Genomic DNA, 23,629 nt, shown 5'->3' with positions numbered 1-23,629 from the left:
AATCGCCCCGCTTATGATAATATAGTCTGCTCCCATAGCATTACGGGTACCGTATCGATCTAATAATCCGGGAGTTCAGTCTCAGGCATTCTTAACGAAATTGATGGCTCTTGTCAACAATAAAAAACTGCTAAAAAAAATAAAACTGAAACCCTATTTGTTCGTATAAGGGATGAGCAACCTTGAATGCACTATTTATAACATTGTTCCTATGCTGACCCAAGTTGATTAATTCCATACACATTGAGGCGATTTTCAACGCTTTTCCGTCCGGGTGCCTGATTGTATTGCCTGATTGCCCCCGTTTTACGATCGTTAGTGCTAATGAAGCTTTTTGCCGGACTACAGGTGTGCCCAACTGCGAGTTAATCAATAACGGAATATTTGAAGTTCTCACAAATAATCCGGGAGCAAATGGGGGTCGTGAAATGAAAGAATGCCTGGAGATGGTAATTGCTTCCAAAGCGCCTCGCAAAATGGATACACAAAAATATAGTATTCCAATTCAAGGCACTGAAAATTTCGAAATCAGACACTGGAGTACCGAAATTTCCCCGATTCTAAATGCGGCTGGTGAGGTCGAACTTCTCCTTTGTGTATCGACAGATGTAACGGAGCAGATTGTAAACGATGTTACAGAGAAGAGGAAGGCCGCATGGGAAATGAACGTCCTTATCAATAACACAGAAGAATCATTTCTTTTACTGGATAAAAACTTAAAGATCGTTTCGTTCAATCAGCAATTCTATAAACTCTTCGAAAGCCATTTTGGCAGGATTGTAAAGAAGGGTGACCCAATTTTAGAATATACACAGCCAGAACGAAGGGAAGTTGTCAGAACTATATATCAAAAAGTATTAAGTGGCGAAGCAATATCCACAGAACTTGTCATTCCCCTTTCGAATGGTTTTCAGGAGATTTATTGTTTAAGGTATAAACCGGCTCGTGACGAGGAAGGTAATATAATTGGTGCTTTTGTAACCATGAAAGATATTACAGAAGCTGCGCAGGTTAAAGCGGAATTAGAACATAACGAAGCAAAGTTTCGGGCATTTTTCGAAAATAGCATGGATGGCATCCTTCTTACGGTACCTGACGGCAGAATTCTGTCAGCGAATCCGGCTGCCTGTACACTTTTCAGAATGACTGAGTTGGAAATTTGTAAGGCGGGAAGGTTTGGACTGATTGATCGTGCCGACCAAAGGCTAAATCTTTTATTGAAGGAACGCCGGGAAAAAGGCAAAGCAAAAGGTGAAATTACGTTTCTACGAAAAGATGGAAGCAAATTTCCCGCAGAGGTCTCGTCGGCGATTTTTGTCGATGCATATGGCGAAGAAAGAACCTCGATGATTATTCGGGATATCACCGAAAGTAAAGAAGCCGAAGCAGTCATACAATCAGGTATCCAACGCTTTAATTATGTAACCAAAGCAACGTCAGATGTTATATGGGATTGGAACCTGGATGCTGAAACTACATACTGGGGCGAAGGAATCCAAACTATTTTCGGGTATACACCCTCGGAGAATGTAACCAATCGCAATTCATGGAAAGACCGTATTCACCCGGACGATATTCACCGGATTTTAAAAGAAATATACCAGGTGGTTGATGGAGCAGAATTAAATTGGACTGCAGAATACCGATATCTGAAGGCAGATAAAACATATGCTTTTATTTCCGACCGGGGATTCGTCATCCGGAATGAGCAAGGCAAAGCTACAAGAATGGTCGGTGCCATGCAGGATATTACTAAAAGGAAGAATGACGAATTTGCCTTGCAGCAAAGCGAATCCCGCCTTATGGGGATCATTGCTTCGCAAACCAATTATATTCTCCGGATCGATCTTAACGGTAATTACTCCTACTACAACCAAAAGTTCATGGATGATTTTGGTTGGATTCACGACCAAATTAATTTAATTGGCATAAGCAGTAAGGCGTCTGTTATGGAGTATCATCACCCCCGGGTGATAGCTACTGTTGAAAAGTGCCTGGCCAATCTGAACGAAGTTTTCCAGGTTGAAATTGACAAGCCCGCCAGAAACGGGGGTGTAAAGACGACCTTTTGGGATTTCATTTGTCTCACAGACCCGGAGGGTCAGCCTGCTGAAATTCAATGCGTCGGAATTGACATCTCTGACAAGAAAAAAGCTGAAACGGACCTTATTTCTACTTTGGCAGAAAAGAACACGATCCTTGAGAGCATAGGTGATGCGTTTTTTGCCGTGGATAAAAGCTGGACAGTAACTTACTGGAACCGCCAGGCAGAAAAAATGTTGAGCACGCCCAAAATAGAAATCGTAGGCAAAAATTTGTGGGACGTCTTTTCGAAAAGTATAGATTCCGTTTCTTACCAAAAATACAATCAGGCCATCAATACAAATAATGCCGTTCTCTTTGAAGACTATTATCCGTCTTTAGAAAAATGGTATGAAGTGAGTGCTTATCCTTCGGATAACGGTTTATCAGTTTATTTTAAGGATGTAACAGAACGTAAACTTCATACAACTGCTTTAAAATTAAGCGAACAACGTTTTAAAGCACTAGTTCAGGAAGGCTCTGACTTAATTAGTATCCTGGACGAAAAGCGCCATTATAAGTATTTAAGTCCAGCTTATAATACTCTGCTTGGATTAGAACTCAAGGAAATGATAGGTACAAAAGCGTTAGATCGTATCCATCAAGACGACAGGGAAAGGGTTTCTCAAACTTTGGCGCTATTACAAACGCAAAAACGCGTTCAGTATTCTCCATACAGGTACAGAGCGGACGATGATCAGTATCGCTGGCTGGAATCTATCGCAACAAACCTTGCCGACGATCCAGCAATTAAAGGGATTCTCTTTAATTCAAAAGATGTTACAGAACGGATAAAGTACATTCAGGCTATTGAAGAGCAAAATATAAATCTACGGGAAATTGCCTGGATACAGTCTCACCTGGTTCGGTCACCAGTATCCCGTATCCTGAGTTTAGTTGATTTGATGAAAAATTATCAGGACACGATAAATCAGACTGAGATTTTGAATCATCTTCATGATTCAGCTCAGGAATTAGATGTGTTAATCAGAGATATTGTTGATAAAACTCAAAAAATTGATCTGTAGGCCTTCTTGCATGCCGTTTTAGAACTTTCTTAATGCTCCACTCTGTAATAACGACATGAAAACCCATCCGCTACCGGTTAAGCGCCTGTAATACGACAAAACCATCCTGGTTTAGAGCAGAACCTGACTGGTGTTGCTGCCATACCATTGCTGAACAGGCTGGTCACTAAAGGCCTTCTTTAACTTTTAAATGGAGAAAAACTAAAACACTATTTTACCTTTCCCGTAGTATGCATAGAGTAAATACCTTTAATCAAAGGAAAACTTAACTCCTAAATTACCAGCTATCATTCTAACAGAGAAACATGAGTAAATATCGCATTGTAGTCATGGAGGATAATGCAGATGTTATCTCAATAATAAAGCAGCATTTATTAACTATAGGCTATGCCGACCCTGAGGTCTTATTTTGCACCAATCTTATGCAGGCCGGCGAAGCGAGTAATAGTGATCCTGAATGCATCATAGCGGCATTGTCTCTTTCGGGTTCACCGGGCAAGGATCTCATTCAGGGTTTTCTGCAAAATTTCCACAGGTTCCTGTTATTGGACTAACAGACTTTGCGGATATCTCAAGGGCTATAGAAGCGATTAAAACGGGGGCAGAGGATTACCTGGTTAAGGGAGAATTCAACCACTACGACCTGCTAAAAGCAATCAGACTTGCGCGGATCCGTAAAGGAAACGCCCATAACGGTCGGCTATTCGACGAAAGCCCGCTACCCATGTATATCTATGACGATCTTACCTTTGAATTTCTGGAGGTCAACGAAGCCGCCTTGCGTCAATATGGTTATGACAGGGAGGAGTTTCTTTCTATTAATGCCAATCAATAAGACCTCCGGAAGAAATTGCAGCCTTCACAAAAGCGAACCTGGATGTTCCGGAAACTTACTTTGATTTTGGCCGATGGAAACATAGTCGGAAAAGCGGGGAAATATTCTTCGTACATATTTATGCACACACCATTGAGTTTGAAGGTAAAAGGGCAAGATTTGTTCTGCCGACAGATGCAGCAATATTACAAAAGGGCGTTTACCGGCGAAGCCTATAAAATTATATTGGAGCAAAGGCATGAGGGCAAAGACAGGTTTGAAGAAGTCAGCTTTAACCCCATCCGGGATAAAAATGACAGGGTTAATGGAATCAGTTGCTTCTCCAGGGACATTACCGCGGAATATCTGCATCTGAGAACGATAGAAAGACAAAACCGACAGTTGCGGGAAATTGCCTGGATACAATCCCATGAAGTCAGAAGTCCGCTTGCTGGTATCATGGGACTTGTGCCATTGTTTAATCATGAAAACGCAGTCGATCCGATTAATTCACACATCCTTAGTATGATTGCCGAAGCCTCTACGAGGCTTGATACTATCATAAGGAAAATAAACGATAAGGCTCAGGATTTCGACCATGATTAATTTAGAAAATCTAACCATCCCATGGCCGTTTAAGTGGTTAAAAAAATACGTATGTGGCCATAGTATGCTTGATTCGCTCCTCCAACGAACCCCCAATAATCCCTGCCGTTCACCCCTCCATCATTTGCACATTTACTCACTTGCATATTTGCACATTGTTACCCTTTTCCTTCATTTGCACATTTGCCCATCTCCTCTACTGCACATTTGCACATTGTTACCCCTTCCTTCATTTGCACATTTACTCATTTACTCATTTGCACATTGATTAACCGTTCCCTCAATAATCGCTACCGTTCACCATTTTTAAATTCCATTAATTGCCGGAAGTGATAAAAAAACTTAAGTTTAGCGAAATAATGGTTTATCATTTTTGCTCTCGATGATGTACCTGGTGGATATCTTACAATATTTATAACCCATGGCTCAATTTGTAGAAGGCAATAATCTGAACAGTGTATTAGAGAACATTATTAGAAATGCAGATGAATACTTGTTTCTCATTTCCCCTTACATTAAACTTCATGATCGGATCAAGGATCAGTTAAAACTTAAAAAATCAAACTCTGAATTGCAGATCACTGTTGTATTTGGGAAAGCAGAGAAAGGAACGAACCGTATCTCCCTGGAAGATGCTGACTTTTTAAAGACCTTTCCGAATATTGAAATTCGCTATGAAAAGAACCTGCATGCAAAGTACTACGCAAGCGAGGATGGCGCCTTAATTACTTCCTTAAATCTTTATGATGCTTCTCAAAATGTCAACATAGAAGCAGGCGTTTATATGCAGACTCCCGGGAACCTTGTGAGTGCGCTTACAGGCTGGAGTAAAGATGCCGGTCTTGATGATGATGCTTTCTGCTATTTTAATGAAGTCATTGAAAACAGTACGCTGCTCTTTAAGAATGCTCCGGAGATTGAGACCAGCATGCTCGGTTTGAAAAAGAGCTACCTCGCTTCTAAAGTTGAAGTCGACGAACTGGACCAGTTCTTCAGCAGTAAAGAAAAGTCAACCAATTTCTCGGGATATAGGTCATATGATAAAAAGCCTATGGTTGACTATTCATACAACCGGCCATCGTCTTTAGGTTACTGCATTCGTACCGGCCGACAAATTCCATTTGATTTACAAATGCCTTATTCCAAAGATGCCTTTCGAATTTGGTTGCAATTTGGGAATGACGAATACCCGGAAAAGTATTGCCACTTTTCAGGCGACGCTGCTAACGGAGATACGTGCTTTAAAAAGCCAATCCTGGGGAAATACTGGAAACAGGCACGGGAAAGAGGGTGATAATCCTCAATTCGCGAATCGAGGATAAGTCAAGTTATTGTGAGCTTTCGCAACTATCCAGCCTGCTAAACTTTGCCTGTTTACTCCTCAAAGCAAATGGTTGGCTTAAACATGGCACCGTTATACATTTTGTTGCGCAGATAGATTGCATAGGTTCTCGTAATCTTTGAAACATTATGGGAATCACATCAACACAGGACAAGGACTAGGCCTAAACACCCTAATTTAAACATACGCCAAGGATTGAGGTTTCTGGCATGTTCTAAAGCAGAGCATTAGACCTGGATTTCATTCACTACTCCTCAACAAGGATAGCATTATGTCCTAATTTGTCACATATTAGGAGATAATATCAAAAAATTGTTAATATTGATGCAGTCCTTTTCAACAAGGCCGGGAGACTGAAATTACGGAATTTGAACCCGTCGATGAGCTTGAGGTCCTTCGGATGTAGACTTTGGGGATGCTCAGACAGAGGGTAATGAACCATTAAATTTGATCGGTAAAGATTTCAGGGACGAAATGGAAACAAAGCAAGAGGGGCATGAAATCAGGTTATATCCGGGTAGGTACTTATTGCATGAAGATGGTGAGAGCATTTTTTAGTGAAACAATATGATTCTTAATGGACTGGAAACTTTTAGCGGTAAAATCCAAAATCACTAAAGGATCGGATCCAATGGATTTGGATACGTATATGAAAATTTAATAGTAGTGCCCATTGGGTTCATGGTCAGTTACTTGAACGTTCGCTCGGATAACTCATTGAAGAAATGAAAATTGATACACTTAAATACCTGCCAGTTGGGGATAAATATCCATAAACATATTGTCAGCTTGAGTGCTTAGGGCATCAACTGATTCTACTTTATTATTAACTACCAAATAGGTGCTGTTTTCTTCATTCATGAAATGTGTAAACGTTTCAGTGCCTATTAGTTCTTCAATAGCGTATTTATAGATTCTAAACCGTTTTGTATTAGATCGTTTTTCTTCAAATCTTTCAGCCAGATTGATTGTATGAGCTCCCATAAAGCCGAAACTGGCTGTCGGGTTTTTCTTTAAAACTGCCAACATGATATGAATACAGGTAGAAACGGTTCTCGAACAACTAAACTCATGCGTAAGCAGGTTAAACCTCTTATTACTGGATTTGTGTTTTTTTAGGAAGTATTTGATTATAAAAATATTCCCTTTGTAATGTTCAGCTTCTGCTAAATAATCATTCTTAACACTTTTGAACCGGTACGTCGATTTACTTATCAGGTATTTATCGTTTAGAGCCTCTTGAGTCCTAACCTTACCGAATACAAATGGATTATCAAACATTAAGGAACAAGATACTTATAGGCGGAAACTCTTGCTGCTTTGATATCAGATGAGTTTCTTCGTATAAGCCTTGCTGTGCATGCCACTGGCTTGTAGGAGGCAGGAGTAGGGGCCAGAGTCAGTGAATACTGAATTTGATCAGTTTTTTTATGTAACCTGTTATATGAATTATCGGCTCCCATGAGTCTTTTTGCGTTCATATCCATGAGTATTGGATACAAATAATGATACAAATATAGTGCTACTTTTTAATATTACTAATTATTGAAAGAGAATGCTCTTTAAGTTAAAATGAAGTTAAGCATTTTTTAATTTAAAATGAATATAAGAACCTTACCCCTCATGCCCAATCTTCATGCGCTATAAATCATAGCTCATCATCCAATCATTTCCATCAAAGTCCAGCAATTTACCATTCCCTCTTCCATCATTTGCATATTTCGTCATTTGCATATTTGCACATTGCCTTACCGTTCACCTTTTTCCTTCATTTGCACATCTACTCATTTGCATATTTGCACATTGATTAACTGTTCCCTTCCTTCATTTGCACATTTACTTATCTGCACATTTGCACATTTTTTACCGTTCCCTCAATAATCCCTACCGTTCACCCTTTTTCCAACTCCATAATTGTTAATCTTGGTTCTTAAACCTAAATTAACCATGTTAAGCGTGCAGCCTTGAAATGAATGGTCAGGCATGCAACATGGTATAATTATGAGCGAACAAAAAATAAGCTTTGAACACCAATTACCCGAACTAATAAGCAAAAGTAAGTTTATCAGCCTGCTGCACGATGCCGGCTATTCGGTGAAGGAGATGGTGGCGTCAGGGTATGGCCTTGACGAAGGACATTGCCGCAATAGTGTAAGAGATTTTCATAAAGTGAATCCTTATAAAGCAGAGAATGCACGAAAGGATGCCCCTCTCTGTCTTTTTTCAACCTTCATCCGGCTTATTAATTGTGGGGTCGAGCTTAAGCTTTTGCGCTTTTACCTGAGACGATAAGAAAGCAGAATCATATAATTGGTTACCGTAGTAGACACCTCGGGATAAGGAGAATAGCCATTTGTCCGGTTGTACCGAAACTCCAGCCCTAATTTTTGCCGTTCTAAACCAGCACCGGCAAAAAAGCCCTGTTCGTGCTTTCTGAAATCATTTTCTTTAGTAACCTGGTTGTAAAAGGCCCGGGCAAAAGATGTTTTCGGGCCGCTACCTAAATCAATTGTTTTATTGGAAGAATTCTCGGCCCGGATCATGAAACCGTTTGATATACCAGCTAAAATATAGGGAAGAGAAGGTTTATTTTTTCCGGCAAGATTATACCGTAAAGCGGAGCTTAATACTATATAAGAAAATGCCATACGGAGGTGATAAATCTCATCGCTAGAACCAGAACTGATCGGCTTATTCTGTTCGATTTTATATCCCCGGTACATCAACTCGTTAACAATGTTGTATTTGTTTTTACTGCGGGGCAGCACCAGGTTCAGCCTTAAACCTACAGCCGGATTTAATTCACTGTTGAACTTGCCGTTCCAAACTCCCGGCGTTATACCGTTAATAGAAGTTTGAACAGAGCCGGGGCCCCCAAATACGTCCAGCTCAACCTTAAGCGGTTCTCTTTTGCTTTCATATTGCAGGATCAGGTTTTTACACCCGATATATTGTTTGACCAAGTTTTTAACATCGTCAGAGCGAAACGGCAGGATTAAGGACTTGTCTGCCAAGTCAGGGCAGTCTGAAAGATAAGTTGCCAATTGCTGCTGATACTCATTCTGGGTAACTAATACGGTTTTACTCGCCAGGTCTCTCAAAAACACGTTTCGATAAAGTTCCTGCGGGATATCGCTTCCTCTACGAAGAAACAGGTGTTCTTTATAATCAATGAAATGATATAAACTTAATACGGGTGTTTGCACCAATGTTCGTAAAAACACGGTGTCCAGACGGCGTATCAGACTTTTTTGATCTCTGAGTTGATCCAACTGCCTTGGCATTTTATCAACAAGCAGTACAAAGCTTTCATATCGATCCTTATCAACGGCAAATCCCGAGATCTCCGTAGGGCTGTAAAGGTTTAACCGGCCATCGGTATGCTTAAAACGGATCGTGTTCGGGTTGGTGCGCCAATTCTTATTTTCCACCAGGCCACGGATGGTATCGCCCTGGAGCGTCACTATGTATCCTACGTCAAAGCCCTTTTGTGCCCGCACAACTGCCGGGGCGATTGTCATAAAGATTAAAAGAGTAAAAAGTTTTTTCATAAAAGCTAATTTTAAAAAATGTTGACGAGGATACGGAAAAGAGTTGAAAGAGGCCGACGGCTGGGAACAAAAAAAACCGAAGCGTTTCTGCTTCGGATTGTTTTAAGATGTTACGTTGTTATCAGGGATAACCAACTGAACTTAGATTCGAGTGTCGGGTTTTCAGCGCTGGGCAGCACTCAACAATCTGGCTGGGCAATTACAAAACATATCAAAGCTTTTCTCACAGGAAAGCCTTAATATCTTAGGTCTTTTTCTTAGAAGGGGTTGAAATCAACCCCTTCTATTTATAAATCGTTACCCTGCTATCCAGCTAAACTTATATTCTAATGACGGATTTTTCATTCGCTCGGCAACTCGTAGCAATCGATTTGGCAACTGTATTACATAATCACGTGCTTTCTCACCGCTTTCATTCAAGCCACCAAGGCTTTCACATTCCAGTCAACAATCAATTGCTTCATAATGTTCACGTAATCAACCGCGGTATAGACTCCTAAACGCTGTGCAGCGTCAGTAAAGTGACCAAAAGTTTGTCCCATCTTCAAACCAACTTCACGCAAGAAGTGAGCAGGCATTACAATTTTCTGGCGCATCATATCTTCGAAGGCGATCATCGCCTCATTGGGATCAACACGGAAGATCTCTCCCATAAAATCTTTGTGGGCCTAGCATGGCGGGCCTCATCTGAAGCAATTACCCCACACATTTTAGACAATAAAGTATCACCTGCCTTTTTACCCAGAGAAGCTACAACGTGGCTTAACGGTAAAAAGATGGTCGAATTAAAAGATGATAGGCTAGGTAAGGGCAATGGTTTTATTGCATTGCAAATTCACGACGGCGGCAGAATAAAGGTTCGGTGGAAAGATATCCGCGTCAAAGAGCTTAAATAAGACAAGCCAGTCAATCAAATCCCAATGAATTTTAAACGTAATATGAAAGAAGATTCTCAAGAGTCCAGAAGAGGTTTTATAAGAAAGCTAGCCGCAACCACTGCGGCAGTTGCAGTTGGATCAAACGTTTTCGCAGCATCAGAAGACGGTAAGTCAACGTATTATGAATCAATAAAGATAAAACCTGGTTCAAGTGCTAATGATCAGATTAACATTGCACTAATCGGTGCCGGTGGTATGGGAGTGCAGGATACCTTGACCGGGTTGCAGGTTCCGGGAGCCAAACTAGTGGCAGTATGCGATCTGTATGATGGTAGATTAAAGGAGGCGCAAACTCGGTGGGGATCAGATCTGTATACAACCAAAAGCTACAAGGAAATATTAAGCCGCCCGGACGTTGATGCGGTGATCGTGGCACCGCCAGATCATTGGCATCAGCATATTTCAATAGAAGCAATGAAAGCTGGAAAGCATGTGTATTGTGAGAAACCGATGGTTCATTCGATAACCGAGGGGCCGGATGTTATTAAGGCTCAGAAGCAAACCGGCAAAGTATTCCAGGTTGGTAGCCAGGGTGTATCATCTTTGGGAAATGAAAAAGCCAAGCAATTGCTCGAGGATGGAGCTATCGGAAAGCTTGTTTATGCAGAAGGCTTTTGGGCACGTCACTCTCCGCTGGGAGCATCCTCATTTGCATATTTGCACATTGTTACCCTTTCCTTCATTTGCTCATTTGCACATTTCCTTACCGTTCCCTCAATAATCCTACCGTTCACCCTTGCTTCATTTGCACATTTCCTCATTTGCTTATTTGCACATTATATTAATGTCCTCCTTTGCAGATACCGCACAAAGCCTGGGATACGACGACCTTGATGATGTGGATCAGGACGCAGTCCTTTTTCAACAAGGCCGTGAAACTGAAATTACGGAAGTTGAACCCGGCGATGAGTTTGAGGTTCCATTTGACCTGGACTTTGGAGATGTTCAGACAGAGGGTAACCAAACATTAAAATTGATGGGTAAAGATTTTATGGACGAAATGGAAATAAAGCAGGAGGGACATGAAATCAGGTTATACCCCGGTAGGTACTTTTTGCATTAAGATAGTGAGACCATTTTTCTAGTGAAAGAGTATGATTCTTAGTGAGTCGGATGGTGGTTCTTGAGGTAGAATGAGTCGTTTCTCATTCCTTTAACTACCATAAATCATCACAGATACCAAAAAACCCGTCACTATTTCAGACGGACCTGAAAAGCTTTTCCGGAATTTCATGATCAATATGACCTTCGGTCAAGTAAAGCCATGTTATGGACTGGTTTAAGGCCCACAACAGGAAATTAAAGTGATTTAATCCTGCTAGAGCGGGAGAACCTTGCCACGTTTTATGAACGAATGGATGATATCATGGAGAAGGTATTTTCATTAAAGAACCAGGTGAGTAAGACCAAAGCTTAAATGCAGGCCATCTACATAATGAAAATGCTATTTGTTTTGTCAATTATGTTGATTTTGTCGATAAGCGAAGAGTATTAAAGAAACTACCTGCTTACTTGTGCCCGGTAATAACAAAAAAAGACCAACTGTTTCCAGTTAGTCTTTCCTTATAGATTTTTTTAAATTTTCTTAAAAGAACGTAGAAATCGTAGAGTAATCATTCTTCTTTATATTTTCAATAATATTATCCACTTCGTCGAAGGAAGTTAAATGATACATTCCTTTTTTTGTTTCCATTATACTATTGAAAATTTTCTCCTGCACCGACTTTGGCCTTCGGTTTTTTGAAAACAATATGATATTCACCCTTCTTCCAATTCTTTTCAGTCCCGGATGGAGTCGAGGTTTACTATCAGCAGTGTTGTTTTATTATATTGCTGATTGTACCAGGTTTCTTTCGGCCGAATTCATCCTCAGTTTCTGATCGGATCCACTCACAAGTAGTGCTTTATAATGCACTAATCAAATAAATCGGTTACTTAAAGCTTAGAAGTATACTATAAAGTGCTTTTTATTGCTCTTTTTCTTGACATATTGAAACTGATGTATATATTTGTATAAAAAAGAGCTTTATAATGCACTTCGAAGAGCTAATAAAAACAATTAAAGGACGAAGGGCCGGGTTACAGGTAACGCAGGAAACTTTGGCCGAATTGTCTGGCATTGGATTAAGAACCTTAAAACAGTTTGAAAGTGGAAAAGGCAATCCTACGCTCCTGACTTTACACAAATTGGCCGACGTTCTGGGTATGGAAGTTTGTCTGAAACTTAAAGATATATCTCCTAAGAAATGAGAAAGGCGAAAATATTATATAAGGATGAGGAAGCAGGAATATTGACCCAGCATGATAACGGTTCTTTTACATTCAGTTACCACGATTCCTGGATGGCAGACAGAAACAAGCCGGCTATCAGTTTGACTTTACCGAAAATCGAACAAGAGTTTCATTCGAAATTCCTTTTCCCATTTTTTTATAACATGCTACCGGAAGGATCTAATAAAGAAGTTGTGTGTAGGCTAAATAGAATTGATAAGGACGATCATTTTGGATTGTTGATGACTACTGCCAAAAATGACAGCATCGGGGCTGTTAGAGTCGTAAAAATAGAAAATTCATGAGCTTACCCGAAATTAAATATTGCCCTGGTACATTGGCAGAAGGCTTTGATACTTACAGCAGAGCCTGTTTGAATAGAGTATTTCGTGGTAAGAAGGTACATCACGTTTTACCATATGGTTCACCGACATCTGATCCTGAAACAGATGAACTTTTTGATGAAAATCGGAAGCGTATGTCTATTTCAGGAGTACAGGAAAAATTCTCCGTTTTGCTTGAAAAAAACAAGTTAAGGCTTATCAAAGAAGGTGAACGTGGAACTTACATTCTGAAGCCGATTCCGGGCGCTGGTAAGAAGCCTGACCAAATGCCGGCTAACGAGCACCTAACCATGCAAATAGCCCGTCAGGCATATGGAATAGAAACAGCTGAAAACGCATTAATATTCTTTAAAAATGGCACTCCTGCATATATTACCAAACGTTTTGATGTGACCGAAGACGGTGCAAAACTAGCGCAGGATGATTTCGCCTCTTTAGCCAGCAGGACACCGCAAACCCATGGAGAGCATTATAAGTATTCAGGAAGCTATTTGGAGTTATTTCAATTAATGGAGACCTATTTACCTGCTTATAAATTGGAGGCTCCTAAGCTGTTGAAAATACTTGTATTTAATTACCTGTTTTCAAATGGCGATGCTCACTTTAAAAACTTTTCTGTGCTTGAAACCTCAATGGGAGATTATCGGTTAAGTCCTGCTTATGATCTTTTGAATAGCCGGATTCACATAGCAGATAAAGATTTTGCATTGGATGACGCATTATTACCCCGAAACTTAGCTCAAGGAAAAATTAGTCAACAATTTTCCATACTTGCAGAGAAAGCAGGAATCAGCGATAAAATCCAAAATGATATTATAATGTCGATGTTATCACAATCAAATTTAGTTGAAAAACTGACCTCGGCTTCTTTCCTCGACGACACTACAAAGAGAAATTATTGGCAGTCTTATCAGGCTCGTTTAAAACAATTGATTAAACAATGAGCTGCATAATTTTTACCGTTCACCCTTTTCCTTCATTTGCACATTTACTCATCTGCACATTGTTACCTTTTTCCTTCATTTGCACATTTACTCACTTGCGCCCTTACTCATTTGCTTACTTTGACATTGCCCTTGCTAAAATCTCATCAAAACTCAGCAAGTCACGTAATTACTAATTCCCTCATTTGCACATTTCCTCATTTGCATATTTGCACATTATACTAATGCCCTCCTTTGCCGATATTGCACTAAGCCTGGGATACGACGACCTTGATGATGTGGATCAGGACGCAGTCCTTTTTCAACAAGGCCGTGAAACTGAAATTTTTAGAAGTAGAACCCGGCGATGAGTTTGAGGTTCCCTTGAATTTGGACTTTGAAGATGTTCAGACAGAGGGTAACGAAACATTAAAATTGATGGGTAAAGATTTCATGGACGAAATGGAAATAAAGCAGGAAGGCCATGAAATCAGGTTATACCCCGGTAGGTACTTATTGCATGAAGATGGTGAGACCATTTTTCTAGTGAAAGAATACGAGACTTAGTGGACCGGATGGTGGATCTTTTCGTAATCACCAAAAGACCTAATTGGCTTTAGGAGATCAGACAAGTCGGCAGCCGTCACATAAATGTGCTCCGAACTGTAGACGTTTTTTGCTGAATCGCTTTATTTTTGTAAACCTAAACATACTTATGCTCGACGACCTACATGATCAGATGCCCTTTTCCATTGAGGTAGAATGGGAGAGTCGTAAGATCGAATTGTTGATCATGCCTGAGTGGTGTCCGCTGAGATCAGAAATGAGGTTTATAGTTTACAGGTTGCGAAGCAAGCTAGGTGTTCTTGTTCATGACCAAAGGTTAACCGATGGCTGGGTTTGGCTCGAGGGCGATCTCGACCAGGAGAGGGCTGATCTGGTGGGGGACCGAATAGACAGTCATTACCAGTGATAAATCAATATTTTACCTGGCAAACCGGGCAATGGTAGGTAGTTCGTTTGTTAGTCCCCAGCTTGGGTTTTTTAATCTGGCTCTTATCTCTTGGACAGGTATCCTTCCAGTGCACTTTAAAATTTTCGTCCTGTACTTCCGTGCGTTTCCATCCCAGGTATTTGTGACTGAAGGAAGCAGCTTCTTCGGCTAGTTCTTTCTTCTTCGCTAAAGGCACGTTTTCAACCTTGCTTTCCGGATGTACTTTCGTGTTAAACAAAATTTCATCCTTGATCTTGTTGCCCACACCGGCAAAAATGTCCTGGTCGAGCAGGGCGTCGCAGATAATGATCTTATGAAGTTCATTTAATTTTTCCACTGCTGCAGTCGGGTTCCACTTTGGGCTTAGTACATCGACACTCCAGTCATATACATCTTCTAGTTTTCCTTCCACAAATTTAACGTTGGAAGCATAAAAATTCAATTCTCCATTGTCGAATTCAAGCCCAAGGCGCAGCTTCCCATTTTCTTTCCTTTCGTCGATTAAGCAGTAGCCGAATAGCATCAGGTGAACACTGACATTGATCTTCTCGAACGAGATCAGGAATTGCTTACCGTATGTTTGTATTTTGAGTACTTTCTGTCCCTCAAGTTGAGTCACGTTCAGGGAGTTGTCGATTGCAGAAGCTTTCAAAACTTTCTTCCCGACAAATTTCTGAGACCTCTCAGTTAGAAATCGAATTACTGGTCCCTCTGGCATAGAGTGGATAACAGGAAACTGCAGTATTGGTTTTTAAGTTACTATGGATTAACCGCTGATTAACGCCCTAATAGAAGCTTCGATCACAACAAAGGATTAAATTCCCAAAATTCTCTCAAGGTTGCATCGACGGAAAAGCCAGAGCCTATGTACCCTTTTTTTCCGATAGCAAAAGCAACGCCTCCGCTTGAGCCCGATGGCAGGCTAGTCCTTTGCTTCCATTCATTAGCCGCAGGATTAAACTCAAAGAATTTAGTTCCAGCTCCAGGCCCGGTTCCCAAATATCCTCGTTGAAGTTCTTGTATGCCAAAACCAATTGCATCAGACACTGGTCCTCCGGGATAGTCGGCTTTTCTACTCCAACTATCGGCATTCGGATCGTATTCCCAAAAATCGGCTTTCCTTTCACCAAAAAGCTCACCTGTTCCTAAGTAGCCTTTTTTTTCGACTGAAAATGACACGACGTTGAATCTTGCTCCTCCTTCAAATGGCGCTTTTTCATCCCAGTCATCTGTCGCAGGGTTATATTGCCAAAAGTCGTTTAATATCTTTAAGGAGTCCACCGGACAATTATTGACCATTGCTTTGAAGTAAGTGTAGCCAAGCCCAATGTACCCATGTTCGCCAATACTTAAACCCGCTGGGTGGGAGCGGGGTGGCCCTGGCAGATCAGCTTTCCTTTCCCATGTATTTGATTCAGGATTAAACTCCCATAAATCTTTTAAAACAACATCGGCTCCTCGTTCATTCACCCCTCCAAATACATATCCTCTATCACCGATGCTAAATGCCGCTGCATCTGCTCGTTTTCCACCGCCAAAAGCTGCTTTCTGTTCCCAGACCCCGGTAGCTAAATCGTACTCCCAAAAGTCCGACAGTGGCGTCCAACTATAGCCTGTGCCGATATAGCCTTTACTCCCAATACTGAAACCAACAGCATGTGTTCTGCCTAAGAAATCAGGTAATCTAGTCCAAACACCGTCAGTTGAAATTTCAATCGGCTGTACATCTTTTTGGGAAGGCAAGCTGTCATTAGGTTCTTTTTGACAGCTCGCAAAAAGCACCAGTAGTAACAGGTAAAAGCGAAAATTTTTCATAAGATTATCTTTTGGTCGTACACACGATGTAATAATTATATTAAAACTTTTAGTTTTCGTAGTTCTACAGCGGTAATCGAAGGGGGAAATTGCTTCTTGAGGATTTTTGAAATTGCTAATTGGGCCACTTTTTCAGCATCTTTTCTATCTTTAAAACCTTTAATTCCAGGGATGCCAGGTACCGTACTTTGCCGAATTATAACTTTTTCATCGATGAGAATTTCATATCCGAATGATTGATTCAGTGCAGGAATGATTTTATAAGTGATCTTTTCAAAAACATTAGATTTTAATGAATGAGTTGCACCTGTCGAATGAATATGACTTTGTTGATGTGGTGACTGCTGCGCGGGTTGTAAAATAATCCAAATGATAATTAAGATAATTTTACCGTAAATCAGATAGATTCCCATAACCAACTTACCTAGTGTGATTTATGCTCTAATAAAAATACTTAAAAACTACAAGGCAAGATCTTAGATCTAAATTTTTTTTAAAATTGTGTACTGGTAGTGCACACAATGACGTGCTTGGTTCTCTGCCTGATTTTTGTTATTGCCGTTGAACCGGATGTATGCTGGTTTGTTTGGTAGGATCATGTGCAGTGCATCCCGACGCTCGTTCGTTTCACTGATCATACCCCGATTTGATTCCGTTTGAAAAGATCAGTTAAAGACTCAAGAGCGCCCTTTTAAAATCAGCCGGGAGGTCTAAGCTCTAGGTCTGTGAGGCTGCTGCGACCGAGATGCATCGGATATAATTAGATTATTATATTTGATTATCAAAATCTGAAACAGCACCGCAATTAATTAATAATTATTAAAGAATAAACTATTTATGTGCGGAAGAGTAGCGACGCCAGCAACAGATGACATTTTAGGAGCTTTTGATTTGAAGTCAAAAGGCGGCGAATGGACCAGGGATATAAATGTGCCTCCTACGGGTAAAGTCCCTGTGATAGATAGTCGTCATCCAAACGAACTGGATTATAAAAACTGGGCGCTAATTCCCTGGTTTGCTAAGCCTGATCCAAAGACGGGGAAACCGATCAACAAGCTTTCAACCTTCAATGCCCGGTATGATAAACTTCAGGAATCCAGTATATGGAAACCGCTGTTAGGCAAAAAGCACTGTGTTGTTATTGTAAATGGTTATTACGAATGGGAAGAACTTGACGAATGGGCAGATGAAAAAAAGAAAAAGAAGAAAAAACAACCTCACTTCATAAAGCAAAAAGGCGAAGACTTCACTTTACTTGCTGGCCTTTGGGAAGACTGGACCAATAAAGAAACGGGAGAAGTTTTCACAAGCTGTACTGTCATAACCCACGATGCCGTGGAAGCATGGGGAAAGATCCATAACCGGATGCCAGCGTTTCTGACTAAAGAGGGTTCTGATATTTGGTTGGATAACTCGCAACCATTAGAGAAAAGATTAGAGGTGATAAAGCCTGTTAATGAAGACTTTTTAGAATCCGTTAAGATTAACCAGGTGGGTGATATAGAAGAATTTGAGCAGGTGGTTTTTAAGTGAGAGGGTCAGCTTTCGGCTATTAACTTTTTTGGTAATAATTATAGTTATATTCATTGAAGTACAGGGCGAGACTTAAAACGAAATAACCTTATGGAGACGCTAGGTGAGACCATCCGACTGTTTAGACGCCAAAAACTCTGGAATCAGACAGACGTAGCTAATCGCCTTCAGATGTCTACAGCAGCATACTCTAAATTAGAAACAGGTATTACGGACATAAGCTTATCCCGTTTGAGGCAGATTTCCACTTTATACGGAATGCAGGAGGTACAATTACTAAGCTGGAACGAGACTGCGCAGGAACAGCGGAGTTCAGATCTGGAGAGTTTAACCAAAAGATTAGAGGAGTGCGAAACTCAGGTGGTTGAGTTGCAAAAAACTATAATCAAAATATATGAAGAGATGCTACTAAGCAAGCTGGGCCTCTCAGTTACCGCCCTTCCAGCATCTCCAACTGCTCAGCTATCTGACTCATAAAGTTCCCCGGCAATGTCCCATGTATTAAGTTCCATCCGTCTTCATCCCTCCGAAACCAGTATTCTCGCCCTTTGCTGGTCATGATGTACCATCCTTTGTAGTTGCGTGTTACCTCCCTGGTATGAATTTTCCCTTGATACCGTATCCGGATAACTGTCATGGATCAAAGGTAAGGCATGCTAACTTTTTTAGCAAAAAAAATGTTTCTGTTATTAATATGATTTGAGATGCCTGGACACTGGTAAATTCCCCTGCTAATCCCGAACAATCACCTCAAGTTAAAAGCCGCTGTTAAAACCTCCGGAAAACGAGGGCTACACATTTTTGTTCCTTGTACCGGGTTTAGCAATGCTGAGGCTAAATCGCTCGGAAAATCCATCTATCAGGTTGTGCACAAACGAATCCCTGATTTGATAACCGATGTTTTCAGTAAGGATCATCGGGAACGAAAGCTCTTTTTCGATTACACTTTGAATGATTATGCGGATAGGCTGGCAAGCGTTTATTCAGTTCGACCGTATGTCCGGCCTACAGTTTCAACCCCGCTCGATTGGAAGGAAGTTGACAGTAAACTTGATCCGAAGAACTTCACTATGGATCAGATAATTCAGCGTATAAAAAAAGCGGCGATCTTTTTAAACTGATTCTAGACAAAAAGCCAGGATTTCCAACAGTAAAATATTGAGTAAGCTCCTCTGATGAAAATCGCCACCTACAATTTTCATGGGGGCTCGTACCATTGTTCAATCATAACACGGCCGATCCAATCAATTGACACCTTCTCAATATGATTGCCGAAGCCTCGGTCAGACTGGATACTGTGATAAGGAAAATAAACGATAAGGCTCAACATATCATGATGGATTAATTTAGAATAGGTGTTCAGCGGATCTGTTAAGAGCGTTGCAATACTCAGCCCTTGACTTGTTCGTTGCTTGCGGCCGGCGGTAGCGGACTGGATTTTTATATGGTAGCGTCTCAATTACGGGCCTTAGGAGATAAGATCGAAATAGAATAAAGATTAATAAAGGCGCCTGTTTTATAGGAACTTTTCCGAAAAATAGGGAATTCGATTCCCTACCAAGGACATTACCTGGCACCTTATGTTCTATCCGCTTCCAGGATGTAGCACTGAAGACTTTTTAATCCGCTGTTAATTAGTATTTTGCTTTCGATTTGGTAGCCCTGGAGTCCAATTGAACTGCGATCTGTTACTAACAAATAAAACAAAGAATAATGCTCAGTAATATTTGCAGTTCTGCCACTTCTAACTGGGAGCATTCACTCTCCGTATTTGAAACAGTGCCGGATCTGTACCTGATCATAGCAGGAGATCTCCGGATCATTACCGCAAGTAATGCTTATCTGAAACAGGCATCTTTATCACGCCCGGAGATTCAGGGCAGATCAGTGGAAGCCTTTTATACGGAAGAAACTGGCATTAGTGCGGAGGAACTGACCGGTTCTTTGCGGCGGGTTCTTGCCACCGGGGATCAGCATGACATAAGCTACCTGCGTTATGATGCTTTTACCCGTAATATGCAGCCGGCAGAAGCCGAAGATAAATATTGGACGGTGACAAACACGCCCGTTTTCGATAAGAACGGCCAGATCGGCTACATCATCCATAAGGTGGCAGATGCAAGTGAACAGATCCTTTATTACCGCGAGCTTGAGGAGCTTCGTGCGCATAATGAGCATCTGCAGCAGCAGAAACATTATATGGCGGTTGTCGAAAACATTCCGGATGTAGTTACCCGCTGGAACAGAGACCTGCAGTTGATTTATGCCAATGCCGCGTTTGAATCAAAGGCCGGCTTTTGTTATGAGGCGCTACTGGGCAAAACAGCCATGGATATGGGCCCTGAAGAACATGCGATTCCCTTTATGGAAAAAATGCGGCAGGTATTTGAGGACGGCCAGCCACGCACACACTTTACGCCTATTTCTGGCCCTGAAGGTGAAATGTGCTTTTACTCCCGGCTGGTTCCAGAAAAGGATGAACACGGAAAGGTAATGAGTATTTTACGAATTGCGAGAGACATAACAGACTTGAAGCAATCCGAGGAGAAGTTGAAGGAAAGCCGGGATCTTCTGCAAGCCGTGATTGACGCTCCTCTCAGCACTATTTCGGTGCGGAAAGCCGTACGTGATAAGCAGGGTAAGATCATCGACTTCGAATGGGTATTGTTAAATGAGCAGGCAAAAACTTATTGGAACGGCAGGGACCTGATTGGGGAAAGAGAAAGTATCATGTCGCCTGATTCGTTTAGGAATGGGGTGTTCGAAAAATTTGTACATACCGTAGAGAGTGGCCTTGCTCAAACTTTCGAACAGGATTTTTTTATTGATGGGGCGGTAAACTGGGTCGTCATCAACGTAGCAAAATTGAATGACGGCCTGATCATATCTTCCATGGACATTACAGGGCGCAAACTTGCCGATCAGCAATTGAAGCGAAACAACGACCTGTTGAAATCGATCTTTAACTCGTCTGTTCTTGGGATCTGTGTTTTCAGGTCTGTGCGTGATGAAAAGGGAACCATTAAGGATTTTGAATTTTTGCTGACCAGCCAGCTGACCGAGAGATTAAATAAAGCTGTGAACAGATGCTATAAATCATAACCCGTCATCCAATCATTCCAATCACAACTCAGACATTTTTACCGTTCCCTCAATAAATCCTACCGTTCACCCTTTTATACAACCTTTAATCTTCATATCCAATTTAATAACTTAAGTTTAAAGAAACTAAGGTTTAAATCATGGCGAACGATATTATTGCCAGTATAATTGCTGGCCTCGCGACTATAGGTGCCGCTTTTTGGATTTTTATTTTGTCTAAGAAGTATTCTGAACATACAAGAAAACTTGAAGATGATAGAATGATGAAACAACTTTTCACTGAGTTTAACGCCAGGTATGATAAGATAAATAGTTCATTAAACTCTTTGAAAGAGCTTCGCAATTTGAAGAATGACGAATTGGATTTAGATAATCCTATACACCAAGTATACCATGGGGCCGCAATGGATTTCTTCAATTTATGTGCGGAAGAATATTATTGGTATAATGCTGATAGAATTCATCCTATCATTTGGAATAGTTGGTCTAAGGGTATGAATGATATTTATAATAATAGCCAAATTATTCAAAAGTTATGGGCCAAGGAATGTGAAGATCATGGACATCTGTCTTACTACGTTTTAAAGCCCAATGATTTCTTTTTTAATTGCACCGGTTAAGTATTGATTTTTTTAGAAAGCTTGCAATTCCTAAAATCTGCATTTCTCTTCAATCGATGCAATTACTTCTTATCAAGAAATCGTTAAAGTATATCGTTATGTGGCAAAAATTTGAATTTTATATTATTTCGCTCTTTCTCCTATTTCTGTTATTATTTATAAATAAAATGCCTTATTGTTTCGGCAATGATTGTGTTTGGATAGGCTGGTCATCATTGTTCACTAATTACTTTATTGTAGTTATTAGTATTGTCTTCATGATAATGGCTGTTTTCTTTTATTATCGGTTTAATTATAAATTCGAAAAAGGGGCAAGTCATCTGCCGACTGCAATTACCGAGGTAGAAAACTTAAATTTTGAATCTGTAACCTTTTTGGCAACCTATATAGTGCCGCTTGCTTGTATTGATCTTGATAAGGATCGAAGTTCGATAATGCTTATTACGATTCTAATTTTAATTGGCTGGATATACATCAAAACTAATCTTTTCTATACCAATCCCACTTTAGCAATATGGGGATATCACATTTACAAGGTGTCTACCGAAAGCCGAGCAAACATCACAATAATAGTCCGTGGAAAAGTGAAGGTGGGCGATTCTATCAAATTAAAGAATATTGACGATAAGATTTTTTTAGCCAAATTATAAACTATTAAATATGACACTTCAAGAATTACGAGTTCACATTCAATTACAAATAGACAATCAGGCTGCCTCCGGTCTTGTTTTATATACAGTATTAATTGATGATAACAATACAACTGAACTAAGACTAGCCGATATTTCTATTGAAGCTTCGACTGAACTAAAATCAATGTTGCTTGAATACCTTAGTGAGAAGTTTTTAACAAATAATGAGCTAAACTATGTAGGAATCACCGAAGCAGACGAACGTAAAAACACTGCATATCTATATGATTTGGATGAAATGCCTTCTGGTCTGAATATTTTGGGCGATGTTTTAAATAATAGCGATAGACCTCAATTTTCATTTAGTGATGATGATTTCAGAAATATAAAGGGGTTTGTAATTACTATTGGCACTGAAGAACAAAAAATTGCACTTTATAAGCACCATCATCATCTAAGCACCATGAGGGCCGACACAAATTTTGGATTATTTAAATCTGATCATCGCTTTGTTAAAATGGATGAAGACGTAATTAAGTTATCAAAAACCGTTGATGTCTTGCAAGTTGGTAATTCCCTTATTGTAACGAACCTAAGGGCGCTTGAAAATGGGTTAGGGTTTGAAACAGCAATTAGAAATCAAGCTGAACGAAATATTGAAGCTATTGAAGCAATTGGCTTATTGGATGATATTGAGATACTTCGTGAAATGGCTACAGAATTAAATCTGGCAAAGCATATTATGCGCATAAAGTTAAATTCGCCAGTTATGCAATTGCCTATTGCAACTGTAATCCAGTTTGTAAGATCTCACAGGCCTATTATGAAGAAATTTAGATTATCAGAGGATGGAACAAAATTGAAGCTAGATACCCATGTCTCAAAAAAGCTATTCCTTGCTTTAATGAATGATGATTTATTAACCTCAGAACTAACGAAGTTATATTATGCAGGATTAGCAAAAGATAGAATGGACGTAGAAGAGGATGTTGCAATTGCCTAATCTAAAGTAGCAGTTAGAAAAGCAGTTGTAG

Annotated in this window: 25 protein-coding genes and 1 pseudogene; 20 read left to right on the top strand and 6 right to left on the bottom strand. The window is 40.3% G+C overall.

The window, feature by feature from the left end:
- The first annotated feature begins 224 nt into the window (after nucleotides 1-224).
- From AC1MCB_RS09530 to AC1MCB_RS09515, 4 genes are all read left to right on the top strand, one after another.
- Nucleotides 225-3,110 carry a PAS domain S-box protein gene (locus AC1MCB_RS09530; protein WP_479968516.1) on the top strand — a complete coding sequence of 962 codons (2,886 nt, stop codon included), beginning with the start codon at nucleotides 225-227 and terminating at the stop codon, nucleotides 3,108-3,110.
- A 457-nt stretch (nucleotides 3,111-3,567) separates the two neighbouring features.
- Nucleotides 3,568-3,945, top strand: a complete 378-nt coding sequence (locus tag AC1MCB_RS09525; protein ID WP_479968515.1) for a hypothetical protein — start codon at nucleotides 3,568-3,570, stop codon at nucleotides 3,943-3,945.
- Between the two features lie 42 nt (nucleotides 3,946-3,987).
- Nucleotides 3,988-4,530: a histidine kinase dimerization/phospho-acceptor domain-containing protein gene (locus AC1MCB_RS09520; protein ID WP_479968514.1), complete on the top strand. Its 543-nt coding sequence runs from the start codon at nucleotides 3,988-3,990 to the stop codon at nucleotides 4,528-4,530.
- A gap of 421 nt (nucleotides 4,531-4,951) precedes the next feature.
- Nucleotides 4,952-5,824: a phospholipase D family protein gene (locus tag AC1MCB_RS09515; RefSeq protein ID WP_479968513.1), complete on the top strand. Its 873-nt coding sequence runs from the start codon at nucleotides 4,952-4,954 to the stop codon at nucleotides 5,822-5,824.
- A gap of 789 nt (nucleotides 5,825-6,613) precedes the next feature.
- Here the strand turns inward: AC1MCB_RS09515 and AC1MCB_RS09510 are convergent.
- Complete coding sequence (locus AC1MCB_RS09510) at nucleotides 6,614-7,153, bottom strand: hypothetical protein (protein ID WP_479968512.1); 540 nt, start codon at nucleotides 7,151-7,153, stop codon at nucleotides 6,614-6,616.
- A gap of 720 nt (nucleotides 7,154-7,873) precedes the next feature.
- On the opposite strand from AC1MCB_RS09510, the gene AC1MCB_RS09505 reads away from it, so the two are divergent.
- On the top strand, nucleotides 7,874-8,164 hold the full coding sequence (locus tag AC1MCB_RS09505) for a hypothetical protein (RefSeq protein ID WP_479968511.1): 291 nt from the start codon (nucleotides 7,874-7,876) through the stop codon (nucleotides 8,162-8,164).
- Here AC1MCB_RS09505 and AC1MCB_RS09500 read toward each other — a convergent pair.
- Both AC1MCB_RS09500 and AC1MCB_RS09495 read right to left on the bottom strand, forming a co-directional pair.
- Nucleotides 8,149-9,423: a hypothetical protein gene (locus AC1MCB_RS09500; RefSeq protein ID WP_479968510.1), complete on the bottom strand. Its 1,275-nt coding sequence runs from the start codon at nucleotides 9,421-9,423 to the stop codon at nucleotides 8,149-8,151. The genes AC1MCB_RS09505 and AC1MCB_RS09500 overlap by 16 nt on opposite strands.
- 297 nt (nucleotides 9,424-9,720) lie before the next feature.
- Nucleotides 9,721-10,177 (bottom strand): annotated as a pseudogene (locus AC1MCB_RS09495) (acyl-ACP desaturase); the annotation flags it as partial.
- Between the two features lie 22 nt (nucleotides 10,178-10,199).
- On the opposite strand from AC1MCB_RS09495, the gene AC1MCB_RS09490 reads away from it, so the two are divergent.
- The 8 genes from AC1MCB_RS09490 to AC1MCB_RS09455 all read left to right on the top strand — a co-directional run bounded on the left by AC1MCB_RS09490 (nucleotide 10,200) and on the right by AC1MCB_RS09455 (nucleotide 14,872).
- Nucleotides 10,200-10,319 (top strand): hypothetical protein, encoded by a 120-nt coding sequence (locus tag AC1MCB_RS09490; protein ID WP_479968509.1) that lies wholly within the window; start codon nucleotides 10,200-10,202, stop codon nucleotides 10,317-10,319.
- 42 nt (nucleotides 10,320-10,361) lie between these two features.
- Nucleotides 10,362-11,195 carry a Gfo/Idh/MocA family protein gene (locus tag AC1MCB_RS09485; RefSeq protein ID WP_479968508.1) on the top strand — a complete coding sequence of 278 codons (834 nt, stop codon included), beginning with the start codon at nucleotides 10,362-10,364 and terminating at the stop codon, nucleotides 11,193-11,195.
- Nucleotides 11,146-11,424 carry a hypothetical protein gene (locus tag AC1MCB_RS09480; protein ID WP_479968507.1) on the top strand — a complete coding sequence of 93 codons (279 nt, stop codon included), beginning with the start codon at nucleotides 11,146-11,148 and terminating at the stop codon, nucleotides 11,422-11,424. Before AC1MCB_RS09485 ends, AC1MCB_RS09480 begins: the two co-directional genes overlap by 50 nt.
- 968 nt (nucleotides 11,425-12,392) lie before the next feature.
- Entirely contained in the window at nucleotides 12,393-12,611 is a 219-nt protein-coding gene (locus tag AC1MCB_RS09475; protein WP_479968506.1) for a helix-turn-helix domain-containing protein, read from the top strand.
- Complete coding sequence (locus tag AC1MCB_RS09470) at nucleotides 12,608-12,937, top strand: HipA N-terminal domain-containing protein (protein ID WP_479968505.1); 330 nt, start codon at nucleotides 12,608-12,610, stop codon at nucleotides 12,935-12,937. The genes AC1MCB_RS09475 and AC1MCB_RS09470 overlap by 4 nt, the downstream gene beginning before the upstream one ends.
- On the top strand, nucleotides 12,934-13,920 hold the full coding sequence (locus AC1MCB_RS09465; protein WP_479968504.1) for a type II toxin-antitoxin system HipA family toxin: 987 nt from the start codon (nucleotides 12,934-12,936) through the stop codon (nucleotides 13,918-13,920). The genes AC1MCB_RS09470 and AC1MCB_RS09465 overlap by 4 nt, the downstream gene beginning before the upstream one ends.
- Before the next feature lie 312 nt (nucleotides 13,921-14,232).
- Entirely contained in the window at nucleotides 14,233-14,466 is a 234-nt protein-coding gene (locus AC1MCB_RS09460) for a hypothetical protein (RefSeq protein ID WP_479968503.1), read from the top strand.
- Between the two features lie 148 nt (nucleotides 14,467-14,614).
- Complete coding sequence (locus AC1MCB_RS09455) at nucleotides 14,615-14,872, top strand: hypothetical protein (RefSeq protein WP_479968502.1); 258 nt, start codon at nucleotides 14,615-14,617, stop codon at nucleotides 14,870-14,872.
- A gap of 4 nt (nucleotides 14,873-14,876) precedes the next feature.
- Here AC1MCB_RS09455 and AC1MCB_RS09450 read toward each other — a convergent pair whose 3' ends face one another.
- The 3 genes from AC1MCB_RS09450 to AC1MCB_RS09440 all read right to left on the bottom strand — a co-directional run bounded on the left by AC1MCB_RS09450 (nucleotide 14,877) and on the right by AC1MCB_RS09440 (nucleotide 17,121).
- Nucleotides 14,877-15,611, bottom strand: a complete 735-nt coding sequence (locus AC1MCB_RS09450; protein ID WP_479968501.1) for a DNA-formamidopyrimidine glycosylase family protein — start codon at nucleotides 15,609-15,611, stop codon at nucleotides 14,877-14,879.
- Between the two features lie 83 nt (nucleotides 15,612-15,694).
- Nucleotides 15,695-16,708 carry a Kelch repeat-containing protein gene (locus AC1MCB_RS09445; RefSeq protein ID WP_479968500.1) on the bottom strand — a complete coding sequence of 338 codons (1,014 nt, stop codon included), beginning with the start codon at nucleotides 16,706-16,708 and terminating at the stop codon, nucleotides 15,695-15,697.
- Nucleotides 16,709-16,743: 35 nt separating this feature from the next.
- Nucleotides 16,744-17,121 carry a DUF4907 domain-containing protein gene (locus AC1MCB_RS09440; RefSeq protein WP_479968499.1) on the bottom strand — a complete coding sequence of 126 codons (378 nt, stop codon included), beginning with the start codon at nucleotides 17,119-17,121 and terminating at the stop codon, nucleotides 16,744-16,746.
- A 424-nt stretch (nucleotides 17,122-17,545) separates the two neighbouring features.
- On the opposite strand from AC1MCB_RS09440, the gene AC1MCB_RS09435 reads away from it, so the two are divergent.
- The 7 genes from AC1MCB_RS09435 (at nucleotide 17,546) to kwaB (ending at nucleotide 23,598) form a co-directional block, all read left to right on the top strand.
- Entirely contained in the window at nucleotides 17,546-18,241 is a 696-nt protein-coding gene (locus AC1MCB_RS09435; protein ID WP_479968498.1) for an SOS response-associated peptidase, read from the top strand.
- Between the two features lie 90 nt (nucleotides 18,242-18,331).
- Nucleotides 18,332-18,718: a helix-turn-helix domain-containing protein gene (locus AC1MCB_RS09430; protein WP_479968497.1), complete on the top strand. Its 387-nt coding sequence runs from the start codon at nucleotides 18,332-18,334 to the stop codon at nucleotides 18,716-18,718.
- A gap of 245 nt (nucleotides 18,719-18,963) precedes the next feature.
- Nucleotides 18,964-19,362 carry a non-homologous end-joining DNA ligase LigD gene (ligD, locus tag AC1MCB_RS09425; RefSeq protein ID WP_479968729.1) on the top strand — a complete coding sequence of 133 codons (399 nt, stop codon included), beginning with the start codon at nucleotides 18,964-18,966 and terminating at the stop codon, nucleotides 19,360-19,362.
- A 592-nt stretch (nucleotides 19,363-19,954) separates the two neighbouring features.
- Nucleotides 19,955-21,343 (top strand): PAS domain-containing protein, encoded by a 1,389-nt coding sequence (locus AC1MCB_RS09420; protein WP_479968496.1) that lies wholly within the window; start codon nucleotides 19,955-19,957, stop codon nucleotides 21,341-21,343.
- 140 nt (nucleotides 21,344-21,483) lie between these two features.
- Nucleotides 21,484-21,963 carry a hypothetical protein gene (locus AC1MCB_RS09415; protein WP_479968495.1) on the top strand — a complete coding sequence of 160 codons (480 nt, stop codon included), beginning with the start codon at nucleotides 21,484-21,486 and terminating at the stop codon, nucleotides 21,961-21,963.
- Between the two features lie 167 nt (nucleotides 21,964-22,130).
- Entirely contained in the window at nucleotides 22,131-22,613 is a 483-nt protein-coding gene (kwaA, locus tag AC1MCB_RS09410; RefSeq protein ID WP_479968494.1) for an anti-phage protein KwaA, read from the top strand.
- A 10-nt stretch (nucleotides 22,614-22,623) separates the two neighbouring features.
- Entirely contained in the window at nucleotides 22,624-23,598 is a 975-nt protein-coding gene (gene kwaB / locus AC1MCB_RS09405) for an anti-phage protein KwaB (protein ID WP_479968493.1), read from the top strand.
- Nucleotides 23,599-23,629: the final 31 nt, after the last annotated feature.

The sequence above is a fragment of the Daejeonella sp. AP26 genome, assembly GCF_056680515.1.
This window is presented reverse-complemented; position numbering and strand designations above follow the sequence as displayed.